The organism is Acetobacterium malicum subsp. dehalogenans DSM 11527, from assembly GCF_000472665.1.
GTDB lineage: Bacteria > Bacillota > Clostridia > Eubacteriales > Eubacteriaceae > Acetobacterium > Acetobacterium malicum.
The window spans coordinates 18186-33624 of record NZ_AXAC01000031.1 but is presented as its reverse complement, the minus strand read 5'-3'; the positions used below and the strand labels follow the sequence as shown (position 1 = coordinate 33624).

The 15439-nt window shown below is 46.6% G+C and carries 14 protein-coding genes and 1 other RNA gene; all 15 read right to left on the bottom strand.

What is annotated here, in order from left to right:
* Nucleotides 1-65: 65 nt before the first annotated feature.
* On the bottom strand, nt 66-212 hold the full coding sequence (scfA, locus tag A3KS_RS23240; protein WP_083837856.1) for a six-cysteine ranthipeptide SCIFF: 147 nt from the start codon (nt 210-212) through the stop codon (nt 66-68).
* 94 nt (nt 213-306) lie between these two features.
* Nucleotides 307-687: a preprotein translocase subunit YajC gene (gene yajC / locus A3KS_RS21205; RefSeq protein ID WP_035356220.1), complete on the bottom strand. Its 381-nt coding sequence runs from the start codon at nt 685-687 to the stop codon at nt 307-309.
* Between the two features lie 18 nt (nt 688-705).
* The gene (gene tgt / locus A3KS_RS0112575) at nt 706-1827 is read right to left on the bottom strand and encodes a tRNA guanosine(34) transglycosylase Tgt (protein WP_026395217.1); all 1122 of its coding nucleotides are present in this window, start codon (nt 1825-1827) and stop codon (nt 706-708) included.
* A gap of 85 nt (nt 1828-1912) precedes the next feature.
* Nucleotides 1913-2938: a tRNA preQ1(34) S-adenosylmethionine ribosyltransferase-isomerase QueA gene (gene queA / locus A3KS_RS0112570; protein ID WP_026395216.1), complete on the bottom strand. Its 1026-nt coding sequence runs from the start codon at nt 2936-2938 to the stop codon at nt 1913-1915.
* Nucleotides 2931-3995: a Holliday junction branch migration DNA helicase RuvB gene (gene ruvB / locus A3KS_RS21200; protein ID WP_035356217.1), complete on the bottom strand. Its 1065-nt coding sequence runs from the start codon at nt 3993-3995 to the stop codon at nt 2931-2933. The genes queA and ruvB overlap by 8 nt, the downstream gene beginning before the upstream one ends.
* 2 nt (nt 3996-3997) lie before the next feature.
* Nucleotides 3998-4600, bottom strand: coding sequence for a Holliday junction branch migration protein RuvA (ruvA, locus tag A3KS_RS0112560; RefSeq protein ID WP_026395215.1), 603 nt, complete (start codon nt 4598-4600; stop codon nt 3998-4000).
* A gap of 82 nt (nt 4601-4682) precedes the next feature.
* Nucleotides 4683-4863, bottom strand: a non-coding RNA gene (gene ssrS / locus A3KS_RS23235) — 6S RNA.
* Nucleotides 4864-4954: 91 nt separating this feature from the next.
* Nucleotides 4955-6316, bottom strand: a complete 1362-nt coding sequence (gene radA / locus A3KS_RS0112555; RefSeq protein WP_026395214.1) for a DNA repair protein RadA — start codon at nt 6314-6316, stop codon at nt 4955-4957.
* Nucleotides 6317-6333: 17 nt separating this feature from the next.
* Nucleotides 6334-6822, bottom strand: coding sequence for a VanZ family protein (locus A3KS_RS0112550; RefSeq protein ID WP_026395213.1), 489 nt, complete (start codon nt 6820-6822; stop codon nt 6334-6336).
* A gap of 335 nt (nt 6823-7157) precedes the next feature.
* Nucleotides 7158-7790, bottom strand: coding sequence for a YigZ family protein (locus A3KS_RS0112545; RefSeq protein ID WP_026395212.1), 633 nt, complete (start codon nt 7788-7790; stop codon nt 7158-7160).
* 2 nt (nt 7791-7792) lie between these two features.
* A complete protein-coding gene (gene hflX, locus A3KS_RS0112540; protein ID WP_026395211.1) occupies nt 7793-9607 on the bottom strand; it encodes a GTPase HflX in 1815 nt (604 codons plus the stop codon).
* A gap of 369 nt (nt 9608-9976) precedes the next feature.
* Nucleotides 9977-11137 carry a tRNA uracil 4-sulfurtransferase ThiI gene (gene thiI, locus A3KS_RS0112535; protein ID WP_026395210.1) on the bottom strand — a complete coding sequence of 387 codons (1161 nt, stop codon included), beginning with the start codon at nt 11135-11137 and terminating at the stop codon, nt 9977-9979.
* Between the two features lie 17 nt (nt 11138-11154).
* Nucleotides 11155-12321 (bottom strand): cysteine desulfurase family protein, encoded by a 1167-nt coding sequence (locus tag A3KS_RS0112530; RefSeq protein ID WP_026395209.1) that lies wholly within the window; start codon nt 12319-12321, stop codon nt 11155-11157.
* 42 nt (nt 12322-12363) lie between these two features.
* Nucleotides 12364-12897 (bottom strand): dCTP deaminase, encoded by a 534-nt coding sequence (dcd, locus tag A3KS_RS0112525; RefSeq protein ID WP_026395208.1) that lies wholly within the window; start codon nt 12895-12897, stop codon nt 12364-12366.
* Between the two features lie 163 nt (nt 12898-13060).
* On the bottom strand, nt 13061-15430 hold the full coding sequence (locus A3KS_RS0112520; protein WP_026395207.1) for an endonuclease MutS2: 2370 nt from the start codon (nt 15428-15430) through the stop codon (nt 13061-13063).
* Nucleotides 15431-15439: the final 9 nt, after the last annotated feature.

Sequence of the window (15439 nt, the reverse complement as noted above, 5' to 3'; positions counted from 1 at the left end):
CTAGTTTATGGTATCATCAAAAAAGGGACTATCTCTTACGAGACAGCCCCTTTCAGGCTTGATTATTATTTTTCAGTCGTTTGTTTGCATTTTTGATTTCCGACGGTGCAAGATGTTTTACAGGCTGATTGACAGGAAGTTTGACATTCCCCGCACCCTCTGTTTTTTACGTCAGTGAGTTTACCCTCTTTAATGATTTTAATGTGCTTCAAATTGTTCACTCCCCTCAAAAATTATTTTTTATCAGAACAATGGCCGACGATGACCTGACAATTGTCGGGTAGCCAACCGCTGACCTGCTCTTTATTATTTTTTTTCTTCGTCGATTTCTTCAAATTCGGCGTCGACGATGATTTCTTCGTTGTCCAAATCTTCCAGTTCTTCAAAATTGTCTTCTTCTGTTGCTGCAACAGCGTCCCCAACACTGACAATTCGAGCAATGGCTGATTTTGTAATCAGCGCCTTATTGTAATCTGGCAATAATTCGATGGTCACATTTTCTTCACCAATCGCATAGACGATCGCATAAAACCCACCAATTGTAACAATTTCATCCCCTGGTTTCATACTTGATCGCATTTCTTTAATTTCTTTTTGTTGTTTTTGCTGTGGTCTTAAAATAAAGAAATAGAAAAATACAAGTACTAAAATCAAAGGGAGAATTAATGTAAAATCAATTCCAAACATTCACATTCTCCTTCATCATTATTCAGCAATGCCGAATTTTTCAAAGAAAGCTTCTTTATAGGCTAATAAATTGTCATCCATTATGGCCTGTCGAATTTTCTTCATTGTTACAAGTGTAAAGTATAAGTTATGATATGTCAATAACCTGGCTCCTAAAATTTCATTGGTTTTAATCAGATGTCGGATGTAAGCCCGGGTGTAGTTTCGACAAACGAAACAATCACATTCCGGATCAACCGGTGTAAAATCTTCCTTATAGGTAGCATTACGAACGACAACCTTACCATGACTGGTAAAAGCGGTGCCGTTTCTGGCGATCCGGCTTTGGAGCACACAGTCAAACATATCGATCCCGCGAATCGTGCCTTCAAAAAGCGCATCCAGCGAGCCAACCCCCATTAAATACCGGGGCTTATCTTTTGGCAACAGCGGGGTGGTGGCATCCAGCATCCGATACATCACATCTTTGGGTTCGCCCACACTGAGTCCACCAATCGAGTATCCTGGGAAACCGATATCGGTGAGTTCCTGCACACTTTGGGCCCGTAGATCGGCAAACATACCGCCCTGGACAATCCCAAACAGGGCCTGATCCTCGGGCCGCTTATGCGCATCTTTACAACGCCTCGCCCAGCGGGTGGTCATTTCCATGGATTTTTTAGTGTACTCATAATCGGCACCGGCCGGGGCACACTCATCAAAACACATGATAATATCCGCCCCAATGGAGTTCTGCATGTCAATGGCTTTTTCCGGGGTCATGAAATGTCGGGATCCGTCCAGATGTGAAATAAATTCAACGCCTTCTTCGGTAATCTTTCTTAAATCATTTAAAGAAAATACCTGAAATCCGCCGCTGTCAGTGAGCACCGGCCGATTCCAGTTCATAAACTTATGGATACCGCCAGCCTTGTCCATAATTTCCTGGCCGGGTCTCAAATAGAGATGATAGGTGTTCCCCAGAATAACATTGGCGTCCATCTCCACCAGATCTTCGGACGACAGGGACTTCACTGTTGCCTGAGTTCCCACTGGCATAAAAATCGGGGTATTGATGACGCCCCGCTTGGTATGGATCTTTCCCAGTCTGGCGCCGGTGTCTTTGCACTCCTTAATCAATTCATAACGAAATTCGCTCATTCTTTTCTCCTGATTTTATATATAGTTGTAACTTCAAATGCCTCAAACAAAACTTGCTTTGCTGTTTGCAAATGACTGCTCTTTTTTACTCAATAAACAAGGCGTCTCCAAAGCTGAAAAAACGATATTTCCAGTCGATGGCAGTTTGGTAAGCTTTCATAACCGCTTCCCGGTTATAGAAGGCCGATACCAGCATCAGCAGGGTCGATTCCGGCAGATGAAAATTTGTGATCAAAGCATCGACCACCTCCCATTCATAACCAGGATAAATAAAAATATCCGTTACTCCGGTGTAAGGGGTTACCACGCCATCATGCAGCTTGGCATTGCTTTCCAGGGTTCGCACCGAGGTGGTGCCCACGGCGATGACCCGACCGCCTCTTTCCCTGGTTCGCTTAATAGCCTTAGCAGTTTCTTCCGGCACTTCATAATACTCCTCATGCATATGATGTTCTTCGATCACATCGCATTTTACCGGACGAAAGGTGCCGATCCCGACATGGAGGGTCACCTCGGCAATTTCCACCCCCATCGCTTCAATTTTTTGAAGCAGATCTGGGGTGAAATGGAGCCCCGCCGTGGGGGCTGCTGATGATCCTTCCCGCTTGGCATAAACAGTCTGATAGCGGTTATTGTCCTTCAGGGTTTCATGGATATATGGTGGCACCGGCATCAGACCGATCTCATCGATGATTTCCTCAAAAACGCCCGTGTATTCAAAGCTGATAATCCGCAGACCACCCTGAGTGGTTCCGGTGATTTCGCCCTTAAGCTCCGGACTGAAAACAATCCGGGCACCAACCCGAGCTCGTTTTCCCGGTTTGACCATGATTTCCCAGTCTTTTTGAGCCAGATGCCGCAGCAACAGAATTTCCACCTTGCCCCCGGTATCTTCCCGGGCACCGAACAACCGTCCCGGTAAAACCTTGGTGTTATTCATCACCAGCAAATCTCCGGGCCGGAAATAATTAGTTATCTCAAAAAAGCTATGGTCTTCAATCGTATTTTTTTCGCGGTTGAGCACCATCAACCGTGAATTGTCCCTTTTTTCCAGGGGACATTGGGCGATCAATTCGTCCGGAAGATCAAAATAAAAGTCAGTTTTATTCATCGATATCATCCTCATTATCATAAAAGTTTATTTTTAATTGTTGAGGATTGAGTGCCTCATTCATTAATACCTCTAATCCCAGATGGGCGTAACCACGACTGGTGATCACCCGCCCCCGGGGCGTTTTTGAAAGGAACCCCAGTTGAATCAGATACGGTTCATAAACCTCTTCAATGGTGTTTTTCTCTTCGCCAATGGCGGCAGCCAGGGTGTCGATCCCCACCGGTCCACCATCAAATTTTTCGACGATGGTTCTGAGCATGATGCGGTCGATCTCATCCAGACCCACCGCATCCACTTCAAAAAGATCCAGAGCCTCCCGGGTCGTCTTGAGATCGATGACGCCCCGGCCTTCGATTTCACAATAGTCCCGAACCCGCTTTAACAACCGGTTGGCAATTCGCGGCGTCCCTCGGGAGCGAATGGCCAGTTCGACCGCCCCTTCGTCATCCATTTCGATGCCGATAATGCCGGATGAACGGCGGATAATCGTAGCCAGCTCAACCGGATTATAGAGCTCCAAGCGCTGAATCACTCCGAAGCGGTCCCGCAGCGGCGAGGTCAGCAGCCCCACCCGGGTGGTGGCGCCGATCAGGGTAAAGGGCGGCAACTCCAGTCGGATTGAACGTGCCCCTGGACCTTTGCCAATGATGATATCCAGAGCATAATCTTCCATGGCCGGATATAAAACCTCTTCAACCGAGCGTTGCAAGCGATGAATTTCATCAATAAAGAGAATATCCCCTTCTTTTAGACTGGTCAGAATGGCCGCCAGATCCCCGGCCTTTTCAATCGCCGGACCGGAGGTCGTTTTGATCCCAACCCCCATTTCCCGGGCAATGATGTTGGCCAGCGTTGTTTTGCCCAATCCCGGCGGCCCGTATAAGAGCACATGATCCAGACTTTCGCTACGCTTCTGAGCAGCTTTAATAAAGATGCCCATCTGTTTTTTAACTTTTTCCTGACCAATGTATTCATCCAGGCCCTGGGGTCTTAAATTTTTTTCTATTTCAACATCCAATTCCGTAAAATCGGTGGTGATGATTCGTTCCTTCATGACTATCGTCCCTTCAATGGATTAGCAGAGCGGAGCGCTCCAGTAATCAGAGCTTCAATACTGCTCTCAGGGGTAAATGCCCGGGATACCATTTCGGATGCTTCCGAAATACTGTAGCCCAATCCCACCAGTCCATTAACCGCCTGGCTGACATTGTCGTCTTTTCCCCGCAACTCAACCACCTTCAGGTCGCCTACCGACACATCCTTATAACGGTCCTTCAGCTCCAGAATAATCCGGCTGGCAGTTTTAATCCCGATTCCCGGCGCTTTGGCGATGCTCTTGGGATCATCATTGACAATATGTCCAATCAGTTCGTTGCGACTGAATTGGGACAAGAGTCCCATCGCGGCTTTGGGTCCAATCCCGGAAATCCCGATCATGGTTCTGAAAATCTCCCGTTCGTCGGTGGTGGCAAAGCCATAAAGCGAAACCTCGTCTTCTTTAATAACCTGATGAAGATGCAGCTTTACCTCCGAATGCAGATTAGGCAACTCATTCAATGTGTTGGTGGATACCTTTACCTTGTATCCCATGCGATTTAGATCAATGACCACATAATCCATGGCTTGCTCTTCCAAGCTCCCGATCATATATTCGTACATAAGCCCTCCTTCAAAATTTAAACATACTTTATCTATTATACCAAAACATAAAACATACAACCACAAAAAAAGCACCCTTAGGTGCTATCCCAATGTGTCGTACTCCATTTTTGACGCCCTAGCGAAAGCTAGGTGGGTGTCTTGTCTTTGACTTCTGTTTTCCACTGATATAATGAGGCCTAACATCTGGCAACGAACAATCAGACTCCCTGAGTATTGATGTAGGTTCAAAAATAAAGTAAAAACGAACACTTTGGGATAATCTAATTATACACGGTTTTCCCCGGAAATCAAAGGATAAATTTTTGTTGGTAACTAGCAGTCAAATTCACTTGTTTCAACCCGCCGGGTGCTTTACAGCAAAATGTCCAGGGCTGAGCGAATATTATCAACCGGGAGAACCGCCATTCCGGCAACCTTCAACCCTTTCTGGTTGCCTTTAGGAATAATACAGCGCTTGAAACCCAGTTTTTTTCCTTCGATCAGTCGTTTTTCAATGTGCTGAATGTTTCGCACCTCACCTGTTAATCCCACCTCGCCCAGAATCATCAAATCGCCGGGGATCTGAAAATCCCGAAGGCTGGAATAAAGCACGGCAACCACACCAAGATCCAAAGCCGGCTCATCGACCTTGATACCACCCACCACGTTAATGTAAGCATCCACCGACTGCATCTGAATTCCCAGCCGTTTTTCCATGATCGCCATCAGTAATACCATTCGGTTATAATCCATGCCCGTGGCCATCCGCCGGGGATTTCCAAAACCAGTCGGTGAAACCAGACCCTGAAGCTCAATCAGTAGCGGTCGAGTACCCTCGATACAAGGCACCACCACCGATCCGCAGGTATTTTTGGGGCGGCTGTCCAGCATCATTTCGGATGGATTGGCCACCGATTCCAGTCCATTTTCGGTCATTTCAAAAATGCCGATTTCATTGGTGGAGCCAAAACGGTTTTTGACCCCCCGCAACACCCGATAGGCGTGATATTTTTCACCTTCAAAATAAAGCACAGTATCCACCATATGTTCCAACACCCGGGGTCCGGCAATAGCACCGTCTTTGGTAACATGGCCCACCAGCACCATCGAGATATTGTCTTTTTTGGCCAATTGCATCAGGGCTCCGGTATTTTCCCGGATCTGACTGACACTTCCCGGGGCTGAGGTGATATCCGGGCTGTACATGGTCTGAATCGAATCGATGATCACAATATCCGGCCGTTCCTCTAAAATAATCGTCAGCAGATAGGGGATATTGATCTCTGATAAGAAGGAAATGTTTTCGGATTTAACATGCATCCGTTCTCCCCGCATTTTTAATTGCTGTTCCGACTCTTCCCCGGAAATATAGAGAATTTTATAGCCCTGATTACCGAGCGCCTCGGTGGTCTGCAGCAATAGCGTCGACTTACCGATGCCCGGATCACCGCCCAGTAAAATCATCCCCCCGGGGACAATTCCGCCGCCCAGAACCCGATCAAACTCTTCGTTGAGAGTCGGATACCGGGTATCTCCGGTATAGATAATCTCAGCCAGCGATTTGGGACGGGAATAAATGCCCCGTTCCCGGGTACTTTCCTTGCTCCCCATTTTGGCCAGATCAAGCTCCTCGACCATGGTATTCCACTGATCGCACTCGGGACATTTGCCCATCCATTTGGGTGAATCATAACCGCAGTTCTGACAGACAAAAATACTTTTTTTCTTTGCCATGTTTCCCCCTTAATTTTTTACTCGATCCATTTATAAATCAGATAGCCGATTAAGCCGCCAATCAGGTTTAAGATGATATCATCAATATCGGCCCGGCGACTGGCTAAAAATAAATACTGAATCAGCTCGATGGCACAGGTGGTCCCTAATATTACCACAAACGCATGGAAAAAGCCGACCTTGTTTTTTCTGGACAAGGGATATAAGAAACCCAGCGGCATCAATAAAATAATGTTACCGGCCAGGTTTTTAAACGAATCGGTAAAGGTATATAAAACAATTTCAGTTGGATTTGTTGGCTTGGTCGCCAGAAATTCCCAGTCAATAAAGCCATTGGCCATAATATCGTAAAAGAAGTTATCGATGGAGGTAAAAGGTACCAGGTTGACAGTGGTCTCATAGGTAATGTTACTTGAATCTGGTAAGAGGGTCATTATAAATAGAAATCCCAAATAAGCCAGTAACAGCAGCTTAAAGAGAAATACGACGCGGTTGTTTTTATTCATGAATTGGTCCTTCCTGGGTTGATTGCTCGTACAAGCCTTGCTATTATAACGAATAAACCTTTAGAGTGCCACAGAAATTTTCCCCGGATGAAGTTTTACCAAAAAGAAAAAATACCGAAAGCTACCCTCCGATATTTTTATTCTCTGTTTTAAATTAAAATACATTATTGTATCCACGCTAATTTAAAACTCAGCATTAATTTTTTACTATGGCAATTATATCCAACTTTTTAGCTTTTGTAAAGGGTTTCGCTCGTTAGTTATTTATCTAACGATGAATCCACTGCCAAACCTTCCACTTTATAACAACAACGATATTAGAACCAGTTGTGTTGTTAAGCCTCCACAACATCCACAAAAGCCTGTTCACCACGAATAATTTGAGCAGTTCCATTGGTTTTATCTTCAACCCAGGCTAAAAATTCTTTTGTCTCGGCCACCGGGATTTGAAAGGAAAGGGTCACATTTTCGCCAAAATCTTCATTCACCGGAATCACGTCCCGTTCCAATAAACCATTACTCAGGCCCCCGTAGCTGGCGTAACTGACCACTACTTGCAATTGGTCGGAAAACTGTTTCTTAATCACGGTACAATGATTAAGAACATCACTGGCGCCGCCACCATAGGCCCTGATCAGACCACCACTACCCAGCTTGATGCCGCCAAAATAGCGAATCACCACCACCAGGACGTCCTTGAGCTCCCGATGATTGATGACCTCAAGAATCGGTTTACCAGCGGTACCGGATGGTTCACCGTCATCGCTGGCTTTTTGGCGCCGGGGGTTGGTATTGAGCAGATAGGCCCAGCAGACATGGGTGGCTTTATAATGCTTTTTGCGAATTTCGGCCAGAATCGTTTCTGCTTCTGCCTCGGTTTCAATATGAAAAACGAGATTGATAAAGCGGGACTTCTTGATTTCGAGCTCGGTTTCATCCGGAATTAATACCGTTTTATAATCTACCACACTTATACCTCTGTCACCTGATACTTCTCAAAAAGATGGATCGGAAAATCATCGGTCATCTCAATGGTCACCAGATTACCTTCGGCCTGGTAATCAATTTCCTGAACCACCTTCATTTCATGCAAAAGTGCCAGCGATTTATTATCATCATAGGGGATTAGCAGCTTGATTTGCCGTTTTTCTCCGATCAGTACCCGATCAACGGTTTCAAACAGAGTATCAACGCCCAGCCCTTCTTTAGCGGAAATATACAGTGTCAGCTCATCGATGGCCTGCTGATTTTTAAGGACCAAAGCATCCCGGTCTTCCGGGGTCAGCTTGTCGATTTTATTATAGATCATCATCACTTTTTTGTTACCTGCTCCGATATCCGCCAGCACCTGATTAACCACAGTGATTTGAGCTTCGTAATTATGGTTGGACACATCCACCACATGGAGCAGCAGATCCGCTGTTTCCACTTCCATCAGGGTGGTCTTGAAGGCCTTAATTAAATCATGGGGCAGCTTATCGATAAAACCGACCGTATCCGAGACTAGATAATCCCCATGTTCTGGATCTACCTTTCGCAGGGTCGAATCCAGGGTGATAAAGAGACCATCTTTGGTCACCACCTCACTTTGGGTAAGCCGGTTGAACAGCGTGCTTTTGCCGGAGTTGGTATAGCCAATTAAGCCGACCGTTTTAACTTTGTTTTTTTCCCGCTGCACGGCGTTGAGCTGATTGCTTTTATTGATCCGTTCAATTCGGGCTTCCAGTTCTTCTAACTGTTTGCGGATATGACGCCGATCAGTTTCCAGTTTCTTTTCACCGGGACCCCGGGTACCGATGCCGCCGCCGGTCCGGGACATCACAATCCCCAGCCCCTTCAAATGACTCATCCGGTATTTCTGCTGGGCCAATTCGACCTGCAGCTTGCCTTCTTTGGTTTTGGCGTGCCGGGCAAAAATATCCAGAATAATGGTGGTTCGATCCACCGTTTTGGTGCCGGTGGCCGCTTCGATGTTGGCAATCTGCCGGGAATTGAGTTCGTCATTGGCGACAATCAGATTGATGTCGTTATTCTGAATCACCTTGATCAGTTCCTGCAGCTTGCCCTTGCCCACATAAAAGGTGGTGTCAATCTGGCTTCTGGCCTGACAAACCTGTTCCAGCACCGTTCCCCCGGCGGTTTTTACCAGTTGCCGCAATTCTTCCATGGAGTCAACCAGCTCGACGCCCTTATTCCCGGGCAGATCCAGACCAATCAGTAAGGCCCGTTCTTCTTCGTCTTCAGAATCAAACTTATTGTTGGGATCATCTTTAATAAACCGGTCTGCCAATAAAATGTAATGCTCCAGCGGAAACTTATTCAATTCCTTGAGGGTTTTAAACAGTGCCTGACCGTATTCCATCGTTGCTTCTTCAACTACTGGCACCCCGATACTAAAGCTGGTCGGTATTTTTTCATCGACGCCAATGGCAATAATACACTGCAAGTTCTGTTTTTTGGCCGCTGAAAAATCCTCGTCAGATAACCGCGGATTGCCGCCGGGATGGGTATGGATCACCCGGTATTTATTCAGGGCCTTGACGTGATACAGCATTTCCGCATTGCCGATGTTGACGGTGGCGGCATCGCCGATATTCACCCACTGAACCCGGTTTTTATCGTTGGTACAGATCAGCACTTCCCGCTTCGTTGCCAAGGTCAATCGTTTCATGATCTCTAATATAGTTTCATCCAAAAGAACCTGGTTTTCCATTTCATAACCAACCAGGTCATCCAGTTCTTTTATATAGCTTTGGCGAATGCCACTTTTATTATTATCTGCCATTATTTTTTTCCTTTTATTTAATTAAATGATTTCTAAAGTGATTAATCGAATACCTTATTATAACACAAAAACCAGGCAAAATGATTGCCTGGTCAGGTTTTCTGTAAACTACCGTACCGACCAATTGTTAATCTGTTGTTCTCCGCGCCATGCGAAATCCGCTTTGCTCCTTTCGCATTGGTCGCGGGCAGTCGCCAACTACAAGCAAGCTTGTGATTGGCTCGTTGCCTGCGCGCAGAATCGGACAGGCTCTGCCGTGTCCGCTCCGATGCGTACAACATGATATAACAATTGTCGGTACTGCTGCAGTTGTTTATTCATAATTTTATCAAAATAAAAAGCTAATCTGAAAAAGTCATAAATTATGAACTAGAGTGTGACCACTTCAGATTCGGCCACGGCGGTGGCCATCATTTGGACCATCATTTCCGCAATTTTTTCTTCGGATCGCAGCATCTCCGAAACCTTTGGTCTGGTTTCTGGATGCTTGGGCACGAAAATGGTACAGCAATCCTCATAGGGTAGGATTGAGGTTTCAAAGGTGCCGATGGTTTCGGCGATCTTGACAATTTCGGTTTTATCAAAACCGATCAGCGGCCTGAACACCGGCATTTCGGCTACCGCATTGGTAGCTGCCAGGCCTTCCATCGTCTGGCTGGCCACCTGACCCAGGCTCTCCCCGGTAATCATGGCCTTGGCCCCTTCGTTGTTGGCAATCATCTCGGCAATCCGCATCATGTAGCGACGCATGATAATGGTGGTCTGCCGATCCGGACACATTTCGACAATCTTCGTCTGGATCTCGGTAAAAGGCACCACAAACAGTTTGATTTTTCCGCAATACTGACTCATGATCTTGGCCAGATCGATGACCTTTTCCTTGGTCCGATCACTGGTGAAGGGGAAGCTGTGGAAATAGACGCCAATAACTTCGACGCCCCGCTTGGCCATCAGATAACCAGCCACCGGACTGTCAATGCCACCAGATAAGAGCAAGGCCCCTTTGCCGCTGCAGCCCACCGGCAACCCACCATTACAGGCAATAAATTCGTGGTACATATAGGTTTGTTCGCGAACTTCCACCCACAGATTCAGATCCGGGTTGTGGATATCCACGGTGACACCCGGGACGTTATCGAGCACCACTTCACCCAGCCGACAGCATAGATCCGGCGATTTGATCGGGAAGGTTTTATCGCCCCGCTTGGCAGTGATCTTAAAGGTTTTGATATCCTCAGCGGACCGCACCTGCTCAATGGCATTTTCTTCAATCACAGCAATATCACTGTCAATGACAATAGCCGGACTGATGGAGACAATACCGAATACTTTTTGAACCCGCTCCATGGCCCGGTTCAGATCTTCATCGTTGACGTCAACAATCAAGCGCCCCTGTATTTTTTTAACCTTTGCCGACGGTACACTGCGCAGGGTATTCCGGATATTTTTTGCCAGTAATTCGATAAAAAAATTACGGTTCAACCCTTTCAGGGCAATTTCCCCGTATCGAACCAATATAACATGTTCCATTAATTTTTTTGCTCCTGTCATCTATTTTTATTTGGTTTAACCAAAAGTCGCAAGCTGTTCACGGCCTGGGCAATGGCTTCCACTGAGGTATTGACATCGTCTTTGGTGATGTCTTTTGAAAAGCTGATGCGAATGGTTCCTTCTTTATATTCCTCGGCCAGCCCAATCGCTTTAAGGACATACTGTTTCTCTTTTTTATGGGATGAACAGGCTGACCCGGTGGATACAAAAATCCCCCTGGCTTCGAGGCTGTGTAGCAGCACCTCACCCCGCACCCGATTAAAGGAAACATTCAGCACATAGGGGCTGCCGTTGGGGTCGCCATTTATTTTGATATCATCGATTTTTGCTTCTAATTCGTTGATAAAGGCAGTACGCAAGCTGCGAATCACTTCAAACTCGTCGCTAAACGAGTCTTTCCGTAAGCGGATGGCTTCACCAAAACCAACAATCCCCGGGACGTTTTCCGTCCCCGAACGCATATTGTTTTCCTGGCCGCCACCCCGCAGCAGCGGTTTGATATCGGTACCTTTTTTAATATAGACGGCACCCACGCCTTTTGGTCCGAAAATCTTATGGCCGGACAAAGTCAGCGCATCAAGCAAGCAAACCCGCACATCCACGGGAATTTTCATAAAGCCCTGAACAAAATCAGCATGGAAAATACATTTGGGGTTAACCGCCTTAACGATTTTGCCAATCGCCTTCAGATCCTGAATCGTTCCCAGTTCGTTATTCACGCCCATAATGCTGACCAGAATGGTATCCTCGTTCATGGCGGCTTCCAGTTCATCCAAATGAATATACCCCTGGGTATCCACGCCTAAAACAATTACTTCAATCTGGTGATTTTCATAGAAGGTAAACACATCCAGCACCGAGGGGTGTTCAATCGCCGAGGTGATAATCCGCATCCGGTTACGTTTTTTATTTTCTACCACCCCCTGAATAATCAGATTATTACCTTCGGTTCCACCGGAGGTAAAATAGATTTCCGGGGGTTGACAGTTCAGATTTTTGGCGATTAATTCCCGGACTTCTTTAATCGCTTGTTCTGCCCGGATCCCCAGGCGGTGGAGGGATGAAGGATTCCCGTAGTTGTTCACCAGAGCATCCATCATTTTTTCAGCAACCTGGGGATGAACCCTGGTGGTTGCTGCGTTATCTAAGTAAATTTCTTTCATTATTTTGTTCCTTCTCTCATCGGGCCGCTTTAACACTTCGGATCAGCATTCCTCATCCAGAAAAACGCGACTCCCAACGGCCGAACGCTGTCCCTGGTATTTCCCCTGATAGGGGTTTAAGGCTATATCATCCATTTGAGCAAAGACCAGCTGGCAGATCCGCCGACCCTTTTCCAGTTTGATCGGCAGACGGTTGGCATTGTAAAGTTCCAGGGTGATCTCCCCTTCAAAGCCCGGGTCCACCCAACCGGCATTCTGGATAAATAGGCCCATCCGACCAATGGAGCTACGGCCTTCGACAAAGGCGGTCAGGTTGCAGGGCAGCTTGATATATTCCATGGTGGTTGCCAAAAGAAAAGAGTTGGATGGAATAATGATCTCATCCGCTTCCATCGAAATATACTTAATTTCATCCGTCAGTGTCATCATCTCAAAATTATTTTCATCCAGCTTTAAAAAACTGCTTCCCAAGCGAATATCCACCGAGGCTGGCTGAACCTGGCCTTGTTCCAGTGGATCGATGACCAGCTCACCGCTTTCCAGATATTTATAAATGGTTTTATCCGATAAAATCATGTTTCCTCCAAAATTTCAAAATTCTAGGTACTTGTGAAATTTTCCCATTAATTGTATTATGGGTGCTGTAAATTTACAAGATTATTTTTTAATCTCCGTGTCTGCTTATCTATCGCCTCATCGATCCGGTGATTCCTGCTTCCCCGGAAGTGATGACGCTTTTTTATAACGTCACGATGGTCACCCCGGAGCCGCCTTCATTCATGGCTCCCAACCGGAAATCTTCGATTAAGGGGTTTCCTTTTAAGTATTCATGGATGATCTCCCGGAGCCTGCCGGTGCCCTTGCCATGAACAATTACAATCTGCTTGTTACCTGAAAGCATGGCGTCACCGATCATCTTATCAACCAGATACAGTGATTCTTCGCCATTTTTCCCGCGCAGATCGAGTTTGGTGTCCATCACGTGGCGATCCACTTTTTTGTAGGTTACCTTTTTTTCCTCCGGTTTGGCCAGCGCCGTTGAGATGCTCAGGTCACTGACGTCAACCTTCAGCTTGATCATCTCGGCCTGAACCATAGCCTTATTTTCATTGGGAAGCAGGTTTAAGACCTCACCTTCCCGGCGCAGGCTGTTAATGTAAACCTTCATCCCAACGCTGAGGTCGTCCATTTCCAGAGCCGCCCCCTGATAGTCTTTCGGTCGGCTGCCAAACTGATATAGATTCTTCTCTTTTTCTTTAATCCGCTTGCGAATCGCTTCCAATTCTTTATTATCTTTAACCGCGTTGGTGGTGTTTTCCTGAATAGTCCGGATTTCGCGGTAAATTTCCTCCGTTTCGGCCCGGGTTTTCTTGACAATTTCCATGGCTTCTTCCTGAGCTTTTTGGAGCAGCGCTTTTTGCTCCTCGGCAAACTTCTGCTTTTCCTGATCCATTTGCCGTTTCAGGGCTTCGGTTTCCTGCTTCAGGCGAATAATGGCATCATGTTCGGCTTCGGTGCGACGACGCTTTTCATCTATTTTTATCAGGGTTTCTTCAAAGCGGATGGCTTCGTTCTTGATCAGCTCCCGGGCATTTTCAATGACCTCATCACCAAGCCCCAATCGCATCGCGATTTCAAAGGCATTGGATTTCCCCGGCACCCCAATTAACAGGCGATAGGTTGGTCTCAGCGTTTTGACATCAAATTCGACACTGGCATTGACCACCCCCGGAGTGACCAGGGCGTATTCCTTAAGCTCGCTGTAATGGGTGGTGGATACACTGGTTACTTTGCGCAAATGCAGGGCATTAAGAATCGAAATGGCCAGAGCAGCCCCTTCGGTAGGGTCCGTACCGGCGCCCAGTTCGTCAAATAATACCAGTGAATTATGATCCGCTTTGTTCATAATCTCAACGATATTGGTCATATGGGAAGAAAAGGTACTGAGGCTTTGCTCAATGCTTTGTTCATCCCCGATATCCGCAAAGATATCGGCAAAAATCCGGGTTTTACTGCCTTCCCGAACCGGGACAAACAGCCCAGACTGCACCATCAGGTTCAACAGGCCGATGGTTTTTAAGGAGACCGTTTTCCCGCCGGTATTTGGACCGGTGATGACCATGGTGTCAATGCCTGCTTCAAAATAAATATCCGAGGCGACGACCTGATCTTCGGGAATCAGCGGATGCTTGGCCCGTAACAGCTCAATCACACCGGTTTCGGTGACACTAGTGCGGACACCATTGATGGTCAAACCATACTTGCCTTTGCCAAATTGAAAATCCAGATCCACCAGCACATCATAATTGCAGATAATTTCATCCCGCTGATTAGCCACCTTCTCGGTGAGATCTTTGAGAATCCTGACGATCTCCTGTTCTTCTTCAGTGACCAGAATTTTGATATCGTTGTTCAGTTCCACCACCGCCATCGGTTCAATAAACAGGGTCGCACCACTGGCCGACTTATCCAGCACAATCCCGGGCACCTGGCTGCGGTACTCCTGTTTAACGGGAATAACATAGCGGTTGTTCCGGATCGTCACGATTTTTTCCTGGAGTATTTTTTCATAGGCGGTCGAGCTGATCATATGGCTTAGTTTTTCAGTGATCCGTTTGTATTTAAACTGCATCTCCCGCCGAATCCGGGACAGTTCCCGGGAAGCGTTGTCGGCCATTTCTTCCGGTCCCAGTATTTTTCGGCTGATTTCTTTTTCCAGCTCTTCGCAGGTTTCCAGCGCAGTAAACAGATCCTTTAATAATACCAGCGTATCCATCTGCGTATCACTATGGTAATAGTTATCCATATCCCGGGCGATCCGTAGCAGGGTGGCAATCGACAACAGTTCTTTCATCGACAGCATTGAGCCAATGGCAGCCCGCTTGACGTAATCACTGGTATTCGGAACATCTGCCAGGGGCGGACGGCCGTTACGGAGGATCATCCCCAGACTTTCATTGGTTAAATCAAGACCCCGATTGACTGCCGTCAGACTTTCCAGTGGCAATAGATTTTTGGCCTGATCCTTCCCACCCTGGGTAACACAATGCTCACCCAGACTTTTCAATATTTTATGATATTCCAATACCTTCAAACTTCTTTGATCCATGTATTTATT

Bases quoted from the DNA above. Each gene is read 5' to 3' on its own strand.
- yajC (WP_035356220.1), bottom strand. From the start codon at position 687: ATGTTTGGAATTGATTTTACATTAATTCTCCCTTTGATTTTAGTACTT.
- tgt (WP_026395217.1), bottom strand. From the start codon at position 1,827: ATGAGCGAATTTCGTTATGAATTGATTAAGGAGTGCAAAGACACCGGC.
- queA (WP_026395216.1), bottom strand. From the start codon at position 2,938: ATGAATAAAACTGACTTTTATTTTGATCTTCCGGACGAATTGATCGCC.
- ruvB (WP_035356217.1), bottom strand. From the start codon at position 3,995: ATGAAGGAACGAATCATCACCACCGATTTTACGGAATTGGATGTTGAA.
- ruvA (WP_026395215.1), bottom strand. From the start codon at position 4,600: ATGTACGAATATATGATCGGGAGCTTGGAAGAGCAAGCCATGGATTAT.
- radA (WP_026395214.1), bottom strand. From the start codon at position 6,316: ATGGCAAAGAAAAAAAGTATTTTTGTCTGTCAGAACTGCGGTTATGAT.
- A3KS_RS0112550 (WP_026395213.1), bottom strand. From the start codon at position 6,822: ATGAATAAAAACAACCGCGTCGTATTTCTCTTTAAGCTGCTGTTACTG.
- hflX (WP_026395211.1), bottom strand. From the start codon at position 9,607: ATGGCAGATAATAATAAAAGTGGCATTCGCCAAAGCTATATAAAAGAA.
- thiI (WP_026395210.1), bottom strand. From the start codon at position 11,137: ATGGAACATGTTATATTGGTTCGATACGGGGAAATTGCCCTGAAAGGG.
- A3KS_RS0112530 (WP_026395209.1), bottom strand. From the start codon at position 12,321: ATGAAAGAAATTTACTTAGATAACGCAGCAACCACCAGGGTTCATCCC.
- dcd (WP_026395208.1), bottom strand. From the start codon at position 12,897: ATGATTTTATCGGATAAAACCATTTATAAATATCTGGAAAGCGGTGAG.
- A3KS_RS0112520 (WP_026395207.1), bottom strand. From the start codon at position 15,430: ATGGATCAAAGAAGTTTGAAGGTATTGGAATATCATAAAATATTGAAA.